Annotated in this window: 10 protein-coding genes; 9 read left to right on the top strand and 1 reads right to left on the bottom strand. The window is 61.8% G+C overall.

Annotation, left to right across the window (positions count from 1 at the left end; all coding sequences use genetic code 11):
• Positions 1-238: 238 nt before the first annotated feature.
• Complete coding sequence (locus tag HPY64_01350; GenBank protein NPV65772.1) at positions 239-3,937, bottom strand: ExeM/NucH family extracellular endonuclease; 3,699 nt, start codon at positions 3,935-3,937, stop codon at positions 239-241.
• A 547-nt stretch (positions 3,938-4,484) separates the two neighbouring features.
• Here HPY64_01350 and HPY64_01345 point away from each other — a divergent pair.
• The 9 genes from HPY64_01345 to HPY64_01305 all read left to right on the top strand — a co-directional run bounded on the left by HPY64_01345 (position 4,485) and on the right by HPY64_01305 (position 14,427).
• Positions 4,485-5,546 carry a Ni/Fe hydrogenase subunit beta gene (locus tag HPY64_01345; GenBank protein NPV65771.1) on the top strand — a complete coding sequence of 354 codons (1,062 nt, stop codon included), beginning with the start codon at positions 4,485-4,487 and terminating at the stop codon, positions 5,544-5,546.
• On the top strand, positions 5,543-6,394 hold the full coding sequence (locus tag HPY64_01340; protein ID NPV65770.1) for an FAD/NAD(P)-binding protein: 852 nt from the start codon (positions 5,543-5,545) through the stop codon (positions 6,392-6,394). Before HPY64_01345 ends, HPY64_01340 begins: the two co-directional genes overlap by 4 nt.
• Positions 6,394-7,149, top strand: a complete 756-nt coding sequence (locus tag HPY64_01335) for an NADH:ubiquinone oxidoreductase (protein ID NPV65769.1) — start codon at positions 6,394-6,396, stop codon at positions 7,147-7,149. Before HPY64_01340 ends, HPY64_01335 begins: the two co-directional genes overlap by 1 nt.
• A 3-nt stretch (positions 7,150-7,152) precedes the next feature.
• Positions 7,153-8,445, top strand: coding sequence for a Ni/Fe hydrogenase subunit alpha (locus HPY64_01330; protein NPV65768.1), 1,293 nt, complete (start codon positions 7,153-7,155; stop codon positions 8,443-8,445).
• Entirely contained in the window at positions 8,438-8,935 is a 498-nt protein-coding gene (locus HPY64_01325; protein NPV65767.1) for a hydrogenase maturation protease, read from the top strand. The genes HPY64_01330 and HPY64_01325 overlap by 8 nt, the downstream gene beginning before the upstream one ends.
• 14 nt (positions 8,936-8,949) lie before the next feature.
• The gene (locus tag HPY64_01320; protein ID NPV65766.1) at positions 8,950-9,351 is read left to right on the top strand and encodes a response regulator; all 402 of its coding nucleotides are present in this window, start codon (positions 8,950-8,952) and stop codon (positions 9,349-9,351) included.
• Between the two features lie 37 nt (positions 9,352-9,388).
• Positions 9,389-11,233 (top strand): GAF domain-containing sensor histidine kinase, encoded by a 1,845-nt coding sequence (locus HPY64_01315; GenBank protein NPV65765.1) that lies wholly within the window; start codon positions 9,389-9,391, stop codon positions 11,231-11,233.
• Positions 11,234-11,421: 188 nt separating this feature from the next.
• Positions 11,422-13,137, top strand: coding sequence for a peptide ABC transporter substrate-binding protein (locus tag HPY64_01310; protein NPV65764.1), 1,716 nt, complete (start codon positions 11,422-11,424; stop codon positions 13,135-13,137).
• A 279-nt stretch (positions 13,138-13,416) separates the two neighbouring features.
• The gene (locus tag HPY64_01305) at positions 13,417-14,427 is read left to right on the top strand and encodes an ABC transporter permease (GenBank protein ID NPV65763.1); all 1,011 of its coding nucleotides are present in this window, start codon (positions 13,417-13,419) and stop codon (positions 14,425-14,427) included.
• Positions 14,428-14,442 lie beyond the last annotated feature (15 nt).

Raw genomic sequence — 14,442 nt, 5'->3', positions numbered from 1 at the left:
CCTGCTCAACACCAACAAGACTCAGGACAAGGGGTTCAAGCCCTTGATCCTGAGCACGCCAAAGAGGCTTTACGGGACGATTCCAGGCTGGCCTACCCCCTGCTGGAAGAAGAGGCCCTCGCCGCATGGCGGGGGCCTCCCAGTTTGCGGCGCAGCGAGGCTTCCCAACCGATCAGACAGCATCAAAAAGGGGCGGGGGTGTTCAGCCCCCGCCCCGAAACGCTATTAACCCACGTGGTTACGGTACACAGAGACCGGCGCTATAGCTGTTAAGGATGGCGGTCAACTGGGCATACAGCACGCGGTTGGCCCGGCCCATGCCCCGATCGGGATCAGTCGCACTGAGCAGGTTGTAGGCCAGTGTCATCGACGAGTCCACATCACCGGGCACCGGCGCGCCGTTGAGGATATGCGCCTGCGCGCCGATATACGCCCGCGCCAGATCGAACCACAGCTGGCCGCGACCCGGCGCCGCCAGCACCTCAGCATACGTCTTGCCCCACAGGAAGACCTCATGACCGCCCCGCAGCCCCAAGACCGCCAGGGTCGTCTCGTCCATCGCACACGCTGCTGCCTGCGCTGCCGGAACCAGCCGGATGGCGTCTGCACCATAGACACGCCGGTTGCCGTACATGGCCTCGACCGGCATCTCCGTCGCGCCATCCGGCAGACTGATGAGCGACATCTCGATGTGCATGAACAGGTCATCCAGCCCGTCATGGTTCACGTCGCGGATCTGGATCATGTAGCCATTGCCGCGCATCGCCACCGGCGCGCCCGCCACCCGGACAGTTGCCGGGTCGACCCGTGTTGCATCGAAGTACGGTGTACTCAGCAGCGCCACAGGTAGCGTACCCTTCGCTTTCGGGTTGACCGGGCTGACATCCGCGCCCGGCTTGACATCGAACGGCACCTCAAAATCCAGCACCAGACCCAGCAAGACCGGGTCATGGTCAGAGGAGCGGTACGGATCCGGCCTGTAGAGCACCGCCTGGTTGTAGTTGTTGTAGTCCAGCGCAACCGGCTCATCAGCGTTGATGTGCCAGTGACCGGCGCCGGTCACCTGCCGCGCCAGATTGGCGATCGCCAGGGCATGGTCGAGGTAGCCAGACTGCGCCTGGAAGTTGTAGGAGTAGGCATACGGGCCGGCGAACGCCTCGATCAGGTCCACATAGCCCGCACCCTTAAGCAGCCGGACCGGGTCTTCCATCGCGTAGGCGTTCAGGTCGCCGATAATCAGAAAGTCGGGGTCCTGACTGCCCGTCGGATCACTCGCCAGCCAGTCAACCAGAGCGTCGGCAGCGTTGGTGCGGACAATGTTGCAGTTGCCCTGCCCGTCGCCGGTATCCGGATCGCCCAGATCGTCGCAGGCCGAACCTTTCGACTTGAGATGGTTGACCACTACGGTGAAGCGCGCCCCGGTCGCTATTTCCTCAAACGTCTGGGCCAGCGCCGGGCGGTTGCGCGTGTCGATGAAGCGCGGGTCAACCGACGAGTCAAGGATGGCGGCGCTGCCATAGGGCGTCACGACAGCTGGCTTATAGATCAGAGCCACCGCGATGGCGTCCGTGCCGAGGTAAGGCCGCCCCGGATCGATATAGGCGTATGTGCCGGGGACAGTCGCAGCATTGAGGCCATTGACCAGGTCGGCCACTGCACTCTCCGGCCCGTAACCGTCATTCTCGATCTCCATCAGGCCGATCACATCTGCGTCAAGGGTCGTGAGCGCACTGATGATCTTATCCCGCTGTCGCGTAAATTCGAACGCGCTGTCCGCGCCACGGCACTCCATGTTGCCCGCTGGACCACAGATCCAGGCCCCGGTGTCGATCGTGTTGAAGTAGTTGAGCACGTTAAAGGCGGCCACCTGTACATCACCGCCAACGGGGATCGGCGTGATGGGACGCTCATTGACGCGGGTGAAGACCACCGGCTGCGTCGGGTGAATCTCCCAGGCATCGAAGCTGTAGCTCAGGACGCCGGTCACACCAGAAGTGGTATCGCCCACGCGCAGCGTATTGTCAGCCATGAAATAGGGCGGCAGTGGCAGTGGATTCTGGGCTGTGCGACCGTCATCGATCTGGATGCGGCTGCGGTTGTTAAGATCCTGCAGCGCAACCGCCGCCGCGCCAGGCATGACCACGTTGGTCGGCGTGTACAGCCGGCCACCGACCGAGAGATCGACCTCGCCATAGCGGCCTAGCGTGTAGTTGCCGCTGACCGTCAGTGGCCCCGGCACGGTGATCAACATGCCTTCATACTGCTCCCACAGGGCCAGGCTGGCGATCGGCAGGGTAACGGTGGTGGGAGCCACCGTGTCAGTCCCGCAAACGAGCAGCTTGGTGATGCTGCCGAGCTGGGTCAGGCCGTAATACTCCGTGACCTTGCCCTCGACGCGCACCACATCCCCGACAGCCACGTTCACACCGAACGTACTGTCAAAAACGAAGATACCTTCTGAGGTGGCAGGATTGGCGTCAGCGTCGGCGGGTTCTTCCTGCAGGTAAAAGCCACGCAGCGCAGCTGTGCCCTGGAAGTCGCCGACGACCACCCCCTCGATCACCACCGGGTCAGGCGACCCGGCCAGCGGACTGGCCGCCCCGCTGCCCTGCACGTCATGAATCGGCGTAGCCGGGTCGCCGCAGACAAACTTGGGTGGCTCCGGCACGGCTGCATTGACCTGCGCCGGCGTATTGAGCGCCTCGCCGAAGAGGGGCGTCCCGGTGAAGCCAGAGATGCCCGCCAGGTCAAAGTCGTTGCGCAGCCAGTCGGCGGGGCTGTTCGTATCCGCTGCGTTGGGAATCCGCGACGCGCCGCCCGGTGTAAAGCTCACGCCGTCAAAGCCGGGGGCCAGGACAGTCTCCGCATAGGTGCGGTCGGCTGGACCGCCGTCAGAGACAGCAACGCTGTCAACGACACGCGCCCAAGGCATGAAGTTCAAGAAGCCGTCGTTGTCAGGGTCCAGGTCCTGGCCAACGGTGCCAACGAAACCTTCTACCAGTAACAGGCTCATCGTGCCGTTTTCCAGCGTCTCCGTCAGGAAGCCGGTAAACCACAGGCCAAGCGGATCGGTTGTGCCCAGCGGGTGGGCACTGTCGATGACGCCCGGCGTGCCGCCGACCTCCGTCTCGCCCTCAATTTGGACCACAGCGTAGGCGCTGTAATCGGTGTTCGGGTCGCCGGCGATCTCGATGTACTCGTGGTTGTCGGCGCCGGTGTGATTGGCGACGAACTCATTGATCAGCGGCGGGCGGGCAGTGCCAAACAACCGGTTGACGCCTCCGGGCGTGTTGTACGCTTCGCCGACAGCCGGTGTGCCGGTGAAACCGGGTAGCCCCGCGCCATCAAAGTCGTTGGGCATCCAGTCGGCGACGGTGTCGGTGTCTGCGCCATTGGGGATACGCGATGCGCCGCCAGGCGTGAATGCCGATCCGCCAAAGCCGGGCGCCAGCACCGTCCCGGTGTACGTCGCGTCGCCCACCCCGCCATCGCTAACAGCCACGCCGTCAACGATGCGCGTCCAGGGTGTAACGTCCAGCCCACCGTTGTTGTCGGTGTCCAGGTCCTGGCCAACAATGCCACTGAAGCCTTCCACCAGCAGCAGGGTGAGCGTGCCATTCTCAATGAGGTTGTTCAGGAAGCCGGTCGTCCAGAAGCCAGTCGGGCCGGTCAGGCCCAGCGGAAAGGCGCTATCAACAGTGCCAGCGCCAGTGCCGTCACCCTCGATCTGAAGCAGTGTCAGGGTGCTATAGTAGGTGTTCGGGGCGCCGAAGATTTCCACATATTCGCTGGTATCAGTGCCAGTGTGGTTGGCGACAAACTCGTTGATGACCGGATCGCCACCAATGGCGCGGGCAGGTATTGCAGCCACCACGGGTAAGGCAAGAAGCACCAGCATCAGTACAGCAGCAATGAAAAGCGTTTTTCGATCAGTCACAAATGGTCGGAGCATCTTTCTCCTCACGGATAAAATAAGCGGCGCAGCAGGATAAGCGAAGATAGGCCCGCGCCTCAACAAACTTTCCGCGCTCGGGGTACATCCACTACAGTAAACACTCTCCGAGCGGCTGATGGCAGGTCAGGTATAGCCGGCTCCCCCTTTGTCTCCTGGGTCGTTAACACAGCCCGGAAAAATAGCCTAATAGTCCTATTGATTGTTTTACCAGCAATTTGCCTGCTGGGTGGTAAAAAAGGGTAAAAAAGTGGTGGATGTTATGAAACTCAAACCATTCCGCCACGCCTGCCCCCGGGCCGGGGATGACGATGCTCCCTTCCTGGCGGACAAAACGCCTGATCAGGACTAACGCCTGCTTTTTTTGTGATAAGCATTAGTTACCGGCCATCAGCAGATCGATTACCCTTGAGCCGATGTGAAGCCTTTCACAATCATACAGTGTCGATTCCAGCCCTACCATCCGCGCAGCCGGAACATCGCCGCTTCAACGCCCCGCCGGACACTGCCCCAAAAACGGAGTAAGACGATCATGAGCTTCAAAATCATGCCCAAAGCCGCCCTCCCGGACTGGGTCACCTGGCTGAAGAACCGTTACCGGGTTGTCGGCCCCACCGCCCGCCAGGGCCAGTATGTATTCGCCGAGATCGCCAGCCCGGACGAGCTGGTCCTCGATTACCCGACCAGCGTCCTGCCGCCCAAGAAGTACCTGCTGCCCCAGCGCGAGACGCTCTTCACCTTCGATGCGCAGAGCATGCAGATGAAGGCGAATATCGAATGGGAGCCAACAGTGATCCTGGGCGTACATACCTGCGACATGCACGCCATCCGGCTGCTGGACAAGGTGCACGCCACTGGCTACACCGATCAGCACTACCAGGCTCACCGGCAGCATACCACCCTGGTCAGCATCGAATGCCTCAGCCCGTGCATGGAACAGTCCTTCTGCAAGAGCATGGGGACGCTCACCGTGCCGGAAGACTACGACCTGCACCTGACCGACCTGGGCGACAGCTACGGCGTCGATGTCGGCTCGGAAAAGGGCGAGGCGCTGCTGCAGGGCTTCACCGCCATCTGGGACCCCACCAGCGAAGACTACCAGCGCATCAACAAGGTCATGGCCGAAAAATGGCCGCGCTTCTCCTACCGGCTCAATTTCGACGTGACCGAGCTGCCTGACCTGCTGGCCCTGAGCAACAACAGTTCACTCTGGAACGAACTGGGGGACATCTGCCTGGGCTGCGGGCAGTGCACCAAGGTCTGCCCGACCTGCTACTGCTTCGACGTGCGTGATGAGGTTGACCTGAGCCTGACCAAAGGGCAACGCACCCGCACCTGGGACTCCTGCCAGATCGATCGTTTCGCCACGGTGGCCGGCGGCCATAACTTCCGCTCCACGCGCGCCCTGCGCAACCGTCACCGCTTTATGCGCAAGGGCAAGTACCACCTGGAAGCCTACGGCCTGATCGGCTGCGTGGGCTGCGGGCGCTGTGCAGCGGCCTGCCTGGTGCACATTACCCCTGTTGATACCTTTAATGAACTGTACCGCCGCCACAAGAAGGGTGAAATTCTGGAGGAGGCCAAGCAAGCATGACCACCCTGCTCAAAGAAACCCTCAAACACTCATCGATCTACATGCCCACGCCAGCGCGGATCACCGCTGTAAAAGACCTGACGGCGCTGGAGAAGCTTTTCACCATCGAACTGCCCAGCGGGTTTTCCCTCAATCACCGCCCCGGCCAGTTCGTGCAGATCTCCGTGCTGGGCGTTGGCGAAGCGCCGATCAGCATCTCATCCTCGCCCAGCCGCAGCAACGGCAGCTTTGAGGTGTGTGTGCGTCGTGTGGGTAGCGTGACCAACGCCATGCATGCCCTCAAGCCGGGGGCCATGCTGGGGCTGCGCGGCCCCTTCGGGCGCGGCTTCCCGGTGGAGCGCTTCCGCGGCAAGGATATCCTCTTTGTGCCGGGCGGCCTGGGGCTGGCCCCGCTGCGCTCCCTGATCAACGAGGTGCTTGACGAGCGCGGCAAGTACGGCCGGGTGATCATCCTCTACGGCACCCGCTCCCCATCCGAAATCCTGTTCCGCGATGAGATTGCGCAGTGGCAACAACGGACTGATATCGAGTTCCACATGACGGTTGACCGGGCCGACGAGAGCTGGACGGGCAATGTCGGCGTAGTGACCACCCTCTTCCCCAAGGTCCAGATCCATCCGCGCAACATGGTGGCCGTTGTCGTTGGCCCGCCGGTCATGTATCGCTTTGTCCTGATGGAACTGCTGGGCAAGGGCATCGCCGAAGGCAACATCTGGTTCAGCTTTGAGCGCCACATGAAGTGCGGTGTGGGCAAGTGCGGCCACTGCCAGATGCATCACATCTACACCTGCCAGGACGGCCCTTCCTTCTCGTATGCCGAAATCAAGCACCTGGAGGAGGCGCTCTGATGTCTGCCAAACCCAAAGTTGCCTTTTTTGAATTCACCAGTTGCGAGGGTTGCCAGCTCACCGTGGTTGACTCGCTGCAGGATCATCCGGAATTGCTGGACACGGTGGAGATCGTCCAGTTCCGGGAAGCCATGAGCGAGAAGGGCGAGGACTACGCCATCGCCTTCATCGAAGGCTCCTGCTCACGGCCCAGCGATGAGCCGAAGCTGCAGGCCATCCGGCAGCAGGCGGCCATCGTCGTAGCCCTGGGCGCGTGCGCACATCTGGGTGGCGTCAACGCCATCCGCAACCGCATGCCCCTGCAGGAAGTCCGCGAATACGTCTATGGCGATCGGGCCGAATGGTTCGAGACTTATGAACCGCGCCCGATCAAGGACGTGATCAAGGTTGACGCCGTCATCCCCGGCTGCCCCATCGATCGGCGGGAATTCATCAAGGCGGTGACGCACCTGCTGCAGGGTCGGATGCCCTTCATCCCCGATCAGCCGCTGTGCATGGAGTGCAAGCTCAAGGAAAACATCTGCGTCTATACGCGGGGCAAGGTCTGCCTGGGGCCGATCACGCTGGCCGGTTGCGACGCCATCTGCCCGACCTACGGTGACGGTTGCGAGGGTTGCCGCGGCCTGATCGCCAACCCCAACATCGAGGCCATGCGCCAGGTCATGCACGAGCATGGCCTGACCGACGAGGCTATCGACGCGAAGCTCTCCATGTTCCTGACCAACCAGATCATGGCATTGGAAGAGGCAGGCTAACCCATGACCACCAAATCCCTGAAGGTAGATGTCCATCACCTCACCCGTGTGGAGGGCCACGGGAACATCGTTGTCGATGTTCAGAATGGCGAATTGAAGCAGTGCGAGCTGCAGATCGTCGAAACGCCACGCTTCTTTGAGGCTATGCTGCGCGGGCGGCCCTACAGCGATTCCTCACACATTACCTCGCGCATCTGCGGCATCTGCGCCGTCGGCCATGCCACAGCCTCCCTGCGCGCTACGGAAAAGGCGCTCGGCGTCCAGCCCAGCGAGCAGACTGTCCTGCTGCGTAAGCTGAATTTTCACGGTGAAATCCTGGATAGCCACATCCTGCACGCCTATATGCTTGTCGCGCCGGACTTTCTGGGCGTCGGCAGCGTCATCCCGCTGGCCAAGAGCGCCCCGGAAGTCGTCCTGCGCGCCCTGCGGATGAAGAAGCTGGCCGGCGACCTGTGCAAGGCGATTAGCGGACGCCACACGCATCCCATCGCCATGACGGTTGGCGGCTTCACCCACTTCCCAACCAGCGAGGAATTGGCCGCTCTGCGCGAACGGCTGGTTGCCATGCGCGCCGATGTGGACACCACCGTTGAACTCTTCAGCACGCTGCCAATACCGGACTTCTCCCGCGATACGGAATACATCGCCCTGCACAAGCCGGACGAATACTGCTTCATCGACGGCGTGATCGCCAGCACGGATGGCGGCACCTGGCCGACCGAGGATTACCGCCGGGTGACCAACGAAACCATCGTGCCTCATTCCAGCGCCAAGCACACAGCCAACCAGCGCGAGTCGTATATGGTCGGGGCGCTGGCTCGCTTCAACGTGAACTACGACCAGCTCCATCCCCGCGCCAAAGCCGCCGCTGCTACGCTGGGCCTCAAGCCCAAGAACACCAACCCGTACATGAACACCGTTGCCCAGGTAGTGGAGATCGTCCACTGTGTGGAAGACGCCATCCGCCTGATCGACCAGCTACTGGCCCGCGGCGTTGTCTGGGAAGAACCAGCCCCGCCCACCCGCCTGTCCGGCGAGGGCGTCGGCGCATGCGACGTGCCGCGCGGAACGCTCTTCCACAACTACGTAATCGAAGATGGCAAGGTGATCGGCGCCAACTGTATCATCCCGACCGGCCAGAACCTGGCCAACATCGAGGCCGACATGCGCAAACTGGTGCCGGAAATCCTGGACCGTACCCAGGAACAGATCACCCGGGCCCTGGAGATGCTGGTGCGCGCTTACGACCCGTGCATTTCCTGCTCGACTCACCTGCTGAATGTGCAGTTTGTCTGATCATCACGACCCTTCCCCGGCGCCGGGACGCACGCTCGTCCTGGCGCTGGGCAACCCGCTGCGTGGCGATGATGGCGTGGGGCAGGCGGTTGTTGAGCGCCTGGCGGCGGAGAGTCTGCCACCCGACGTGACCGTGCAGGATGGCGGCACGCCCGGCCTGGAGACCGTCCTGCTGCTGCAGGGCTATGGACGGGCGATCATCGTCGATGCGGCGGAAATGGGCCGTGCGCCGGGGGAGTGGGTTCGCTTTACTTTAAAAGATGCTACACTGACAGCAAATGACCTGCATGCGCGTGTAGCGGTCCATTACGCCGGGCTGGCCGAAGCCCTGGCCCTGGGAGAAGCGCTGGATGTCCTGCCCGCCGCGATCACCATCTACGGCGTCCAGCCCCTGAACCTTGATTGGACAGTCGGGCTGAGCGAGCCGGTCAGGGCTGCCATCCCGGCGCTGTGCGCGGCTATCCTGGACGAGCTTAAGTCCACCAGTTAAGAATTGAGGGGACGATGCCTAAAGCAAAAATCCTGGTCATTGACGACGATCCGGACATCGCGCTGGCTACCCGCCTGGTGCTGGAAAAGGCCGGCTACGAGGTGCTGGAAGCCCGCAGCAGTGCCGAGGGCCTGGCCAAGATCAAAGCTGAAAAACCGGATCTGATCGTGCTTGATGTGATGATGGAATCGACTACCGCCGGTTTCCAGACGGCGCTGACATTACGCAGCCGCGACCCCAAGTCGGAATACAAAGAATACAGCACCATCCCGATTATCATGCTGACTTCCATTCACTCCACCACACCGCTGCGCTTTGGACCAGAGGAAGATTATCTACCGGTGGAGGAGTTCATCGATAAGCCGATCGATCCGGAAGTACTGGTGGCCAAGGTGAACGCGCTGCTCCGTCGTTGAACGGGCGACCGGCAACCCTGAGACAGGCCAGGTGACGATGAGCACGTCCTCCAGCGCCCTCAGCCTGCTTGCCGCCTCCACCACGCGGGGATTGGCGGGCAATAACCGCCGCCTGATCCTGACGCGCTGGCTGGCCGGGGTGGTGGTTTTGCTGGCGACGGCCTTTACCGTGCATGGTTTGCGCCTGCCCCTGCCGGAGGCGCCACTATACCTGGTTGGCGGCTTCATCCTGGCCTATAACGCCGTGTTAGCGTGGCTCACCCGCCGGGCCTATACCCCCGATGATGTCGCCTACGGGCAGCGCATCCAGCGCCTTGTCCTGTGGCAGATCGGCCTGGACTGGCTGAGCATGTGGGTCTTCATGCACCTGACAGGCGGGATCGCCAGCCCCGGCATCACGTTTTTCTTCATCCATGTGGTGATGGTGACTGTCCTGCTGCCGGGGCAGTCACCATACATTTATGCTGGAATTGCCGTGCTGGGCGTAGTCCTGATCGCCATGCTGGAAGGGGCCGGTATCCTGCCGCGTTACAGCCCCCTGCCCGGTGTCGCCTGCGAACTATGCGCCAACCCCATGTATGCCGTGGCGCAGATTCTCTTCCTGGCGGTCGGACTCTTCGCCACAGCCTATATCACCGCTTCGATCATCCAGCGTCTCCGCCTGCGCGAGCGCCAGATCAGCGCCCTGCTCCAGACGGCGGAAGATGTCAACGCGACGCTGGAACTGGGCGACACGCTGGAACGGCTGGCCATCAACGCGGCGCTGGCGCTCTCCGTCTCCGGGGCGTCGATCCGCCTGCTGGATTCCAGCGGCGAGACCCTGCAAATGGCCGCCTCTTATGGCCTGAGCCGCGTTTACCTGGAAAAAGGTCCGGTGGCGCTTTCCGCCAGCCAGGTGGATCGCGAGGCGCTCACCGGCCAGGCGGTGATCGTCCACGATCCCCAGCGCGACCCGCGCGTGCAGTACCCGGCGGAGATGGCCGCCGAAGGCATTCAGAGCGTGCTGGCGGTGCCGATCCTGGGGCGGCGGCGACCCCTGGGCGTCCTGCGCGTCTATAGCCGGGAGGCGAACCGCTTCGACCGCGAAGATGCCGACTTCATCACGGCCATCGCCCAGCAGGGCGCGATCGCCATTGAGAACGCCCTGGCCCATGACGCCCTGCAACGCGCCGACCACGAACGCGCCCAGTTCGTGCGCACCGTTACCCATGAGTTGCGTGCCCCGGTCACCGGCGCCCAGAGCCTGGTGAGCCTGCTCTCCCGCAACATTGTCGGGGAACTGACCCCTGAGCAGCGGGATATCGTCAGCCGTCTGGAGAAGCGGTTTGACCTGCTGCTGGCCCTGATCGGTGACCTGTTAGCCTTCGCCGCCAGCAAGGCCGTCGACCTCAAGCAGCCCCTCGTCCCCGTCCCGCTGACCACCACGTTGCAGCAGGTTGTCGAGCGCCTGGCGCCCCAGGCGCAACACAAGGGTCTTGACTTCAGCCTGACCCTGCCACCGGAACCGTTGACCGTCCAGGCCACCGAGGAAGGGTTGGCCCGTATCTTCGAAAACCTGATCGGTAATGCGGTCAAGTACACACCGGAGGGCGGCAAAGTGCTGGTCAGCGCCTGGCGGGAAGGGCCAAGCGTCCACGTCAGCGTAGCCGACACCGGCATCGGCATCCCCGCTGAAGATATCGAGAAGCTCGGCCAGGAATTCTTCCGTGCCGCCAACGCCAGAGAGGCCAACATCACCGGCACCGGCCTGGGCATGACGATCGTCAAGCAACTGCTGGGCACGTTCGGCGGCCTGCTGAGTGTGCAGAGCGTGGTCGGGCAGGGCAGCACCTTCACTGTCACCCTGCCGCTGGCCGCCGCGAGCGATCAGCCATCCTTATAGCAGACATTGTGGCAACAATAGACAGTATTAAGAAATTTCTTGTGGCAGTTTTTAAAACATGCTACAATTTCCATGCCCACGTGATTCTGGATGACGCCTGCCCGCACCAGCGCAGGTCGTGCGGCGGCGCTCGCCAGGGCTGTTTGTCCCGTATACGCAAACTACATTTCTCGGGAGGAGACCTCACTATGTCAGGAAAGTTCGCTCGTTTTGTCAGCCTCGCCCTCGTCGTGGTGCTGGTGCTGTCGTTCGCGGCCAGCACGATCACGGCCCAGGAAGGCAAGAAGGTCTTGATCGATGCCAACGCGCTGGGTGCTTCCGACGTCCCCACGCTGGACCCCTCGCTGGCAACCGACACCAGCTCGATCCAGGTTCTGATCGAGACTAACCCTGGCCTGACCCGCACCAACGAGATCACGCTGGTGACTGAACCCGGCATGGCTACCTGGGAAGTCTCCGAGGATGGGCTGGTCTACACCTTCAGCATCCTGCCGGAAGTGCCGTGGGTGAAGTACAACCCGGAGACGGACGCGGTGGAGCAGGTTCTTGACGCCGACGGCAACCCCCGCTACGTGACCGCTGAAGACTTCGCCTTTGGCATCCGCCGTTCGATTGGCGGTCAGCTCGGTAGCTACTATGGTGGCATCATGGCTGGCTGGGTGCTCAACGGCAAGGAAGTCTACGATGGCACCAAGCCCGTGGAAGAGCTGGGTGTGAAAGCGCTGGACACCTACACCCTGGAAATCACCGCGACCCAGCCCGCCGCCTTCCTGTCCTCCATCTTCGGCATGTGGCAGGCCTATGCCCAGCCAGCGTGGGTGATCGAGGAAGCTGGCGATCTCTGGACTGAGCCGGAATACTTCCAGGGTTACGGCCCGTACACCCTCAAGGACTGGGTCCATGGGGAAAGCGTCACCCTGATCAAGAACCCCTTCTGGCCTGGCACCGACACCATCCCCGTTGCCACGATTGACGAAGTCCGGATGCTGATCCTGGATCAGAGTGCTTCGCTGGCCAACTTTGAGGCTGGCACGGCTGATATCGCCCAGGTCCCGCTGGCCGATCTCGACCGCATCCGCGCTGATGCAACGCTCTCCGAAGCGCTGTACATCGGCCCCTCCGGCTGCACCTACATCTATGGCATCAACACCGCCAAACCGCCGGTTGATGATGTCCGCGTTCGCCGTGCCCTGTCCATGACCGTCAACCGCCAGGCCCTGATCGACAATGTGCTGAAGGGTGGCCAGACGCCGGCCTACTTCTTCTCGCGTGAAGACATCCTGGCCGCTGCACCCAAGGCTGCTGACTATCCGCAATACGCGATCAGCGAGGATGTTGACGCCGCCAAGGCCCTGCTGCAGGAGTACCTGGATGAACGCGGGATCACCCTGGAGCAGATGGAGCCGATCACCCTCATGCACAATGAGAGCGAAGGCCACGCTCGTATCGCTCAGGCCATCCAGCAGATGTGGACTGAAAACCTGGGTATCAACGTGACCATCCAGACCCAGGAGTGGGGCACCTACCTGGAGACCATCAAGAACGAAACCAGCGCTCCGCAGGTCTTCCGCTATGGCTGGTGCCTGGACTACACCGATACCCACAACTTCCTGTACGACGTTTTCCACAGCTCAGTCCGCGAACTGGGCATCAGCTGGCATGACGAGAATGCCCAGCGCTTTGACCAGCTGGTTGAGCAGGCGATGTCTGAGACTGACCTGCAGAAGCGTACTGACCTCTACGCCGAGGCTGAGTACCTGCTGACCAATGCCAGTGCGGCGGTCATCCCGATCTACTTCTACACCAACCTGAATATGACCCAGCCGTGGGTGACACGCACTTACTCGCATTTCGGCCAGCAGTATTACGAGAAGTGGGATATCGACCTGGCTGCCAAGCCGTAAGGCTGGCCCCGATTGCCCGGCAGTAAACGCCGGGATACCTTGACAACAGCAATCAGGGAGAGGGGCGTCGCCCCTCTCCCTGCCCGATGACAGGTGCACTGTTGTAGCTTCGGAATGATGCAGCTTGATAATCGGGCCAGCAGGCCCGATGGCAACAAAGATAGTTCTCAAGAGGCATCATTCCGGTGCTAACGCGCTTTTGACAGTATTCACTTGTCCGATTGACACGACCACAGTCGCTCCAGCGTGAGCAGGGTCGTCATAGTCACAGGGTGAATCATGGGAAGATACATTGTCCGACGATTGCTCCAGATGTTCCTGGTCCTGTTCGTGGTGTCGTTGCTAACCTTCGCCACCATGCGTGCTGTACCCGGCGGGCCATTCTCCACGGAAAAGAATCTACCGCCGCGCGCCCTGGCGCAACTGGAAGCCAAATATAACCTGGATGAGCCGCTCTACATGCAGTACCTGCATTACATGGGCGACATCGCCATCCCGCGCCTGACCGAAAACCGGCTGCCGCCTTCGGTGCTCAACGACTACCTGATCAACATCTACATCCCCGGCATCGATAGAACCCTGCGCTGGATGAACTTCGGGCCATCTTACAAATCGGTCAGCCAGACAGTCAATAGCATCATCAAGAGCACCTTGCCTGTTTCAGCCACCCTGGGCACTGGTGCGCTGATCGTCGCTGTCTTCATCGGCATCCCGGCGGGGGTCATCGCCGCGCTCAAGCGCAACACCCGCTGGGACTACGCCGCCATGAGCGTGGCCATCATCGGCGTCTCGGTACCGGTCATCATCTCTGGCCCGATCCTGCGCTACGTCTTCGGCGTGCAGCTCAAGTGGCTACCGCCCACCGGCTGGGGCAGCTTTGAGCACATGATCATGCCCGCCTTTGCCCTGGGCTTTGCTGAATCAGCCCGCCTGGCCCGGCTGACACGAGCCAGCCTGCTCCAGGTGCTCAACGAGGATTACATCCGCACAGCGCGGGCCAAGGGCTTGCATGAGCGGATTGTCATCGGCATTCACGCCCTCAAGAATGCGATGATCCCGGTCGTCACAACCCTGGGGCCGCTCTTCGCCTTCCTGGCCACCGGCAGCTTTGTTGCCGAACTGATCTTCGGCATTCCGGGTATGGGCAAGTTCTTCGTCGTCAGCATCACCAACCGCGACTATCCGGTGATCATGGGCACTACCCTGCTGCTGGCGACGTTTGTCATCCTGGCTAACCTGTTCGTGGACCTGGTCTATGTCTGGCTGGATCCGCGCATTCAGTATTCGTAAGTTCACAGAGGAACA

This window comes from Anaerolineae bacterium (genome assembly GCA_013178165.1).
Classification (GTDB): Bacteria; Chloroflexota; Anaerolineae; order Aggregatilineales; family Ch27; genus Ch27.
Note: the sequence above shows the minus strand (reverse complement) of the source record. Positions and strands in the feature narration are given on the sequence as shown.

Coding starts and splice junctions, on each gene's coding strand:
- HPY64_01345 (NPV65771.1), top strand. CDS start 4,485: ATGAGCTTCAAAATCATGCCCAAAGCCGCCCTCCCGGACTGGGTCACC.
- HPY64_01340 (NPV65770.1), top strand. CDS start 5,543: ATGACCACCCTGCTCAAAGAAACCCTCAAACACTCATCGATCTACATG.
- HPY64_01335 (NPV65769.1), top strand. CDS start 6,394: ATGTCTGCCAAACCCAAAGTTGCCTTTTTTGAATTCACCAGTTGCGAG.
- HPY64_01330 (NPV65768.1), top strand. CDS start 7,153: ATGACCACCAAATCCCTGAAGGTAGATGTCCATCACCTCACCCGTGTG.
- HPY64_01320 (NPV65766.1), top strand. CDS start 8,950: ATGCCTAAAGCAAAAATCCTGGTCATTGACGACGATCCGGACATCGCG.
- HPY64_01315 (NPV65765.1), top strand. CDS start 9,389: ATGAGCACGTCCTCCAGCGCCCTCAGCCTGCTTGCCGCCTCCACCACG.
- HPY64_01310 (NPV65764.1), top strand. CDS start 11,422: ATGTCAGGAAAGTTCGCTCGTTTTGTCAGCCTCGCCCTCGTCGTGGTG.
- HPY64_01305 (NPV65763.1), top strand. CDS start 13,417: ATGGGAAGATACATTGTCCGACGATTGCTCCAGATGTTCCTGGTCCTG.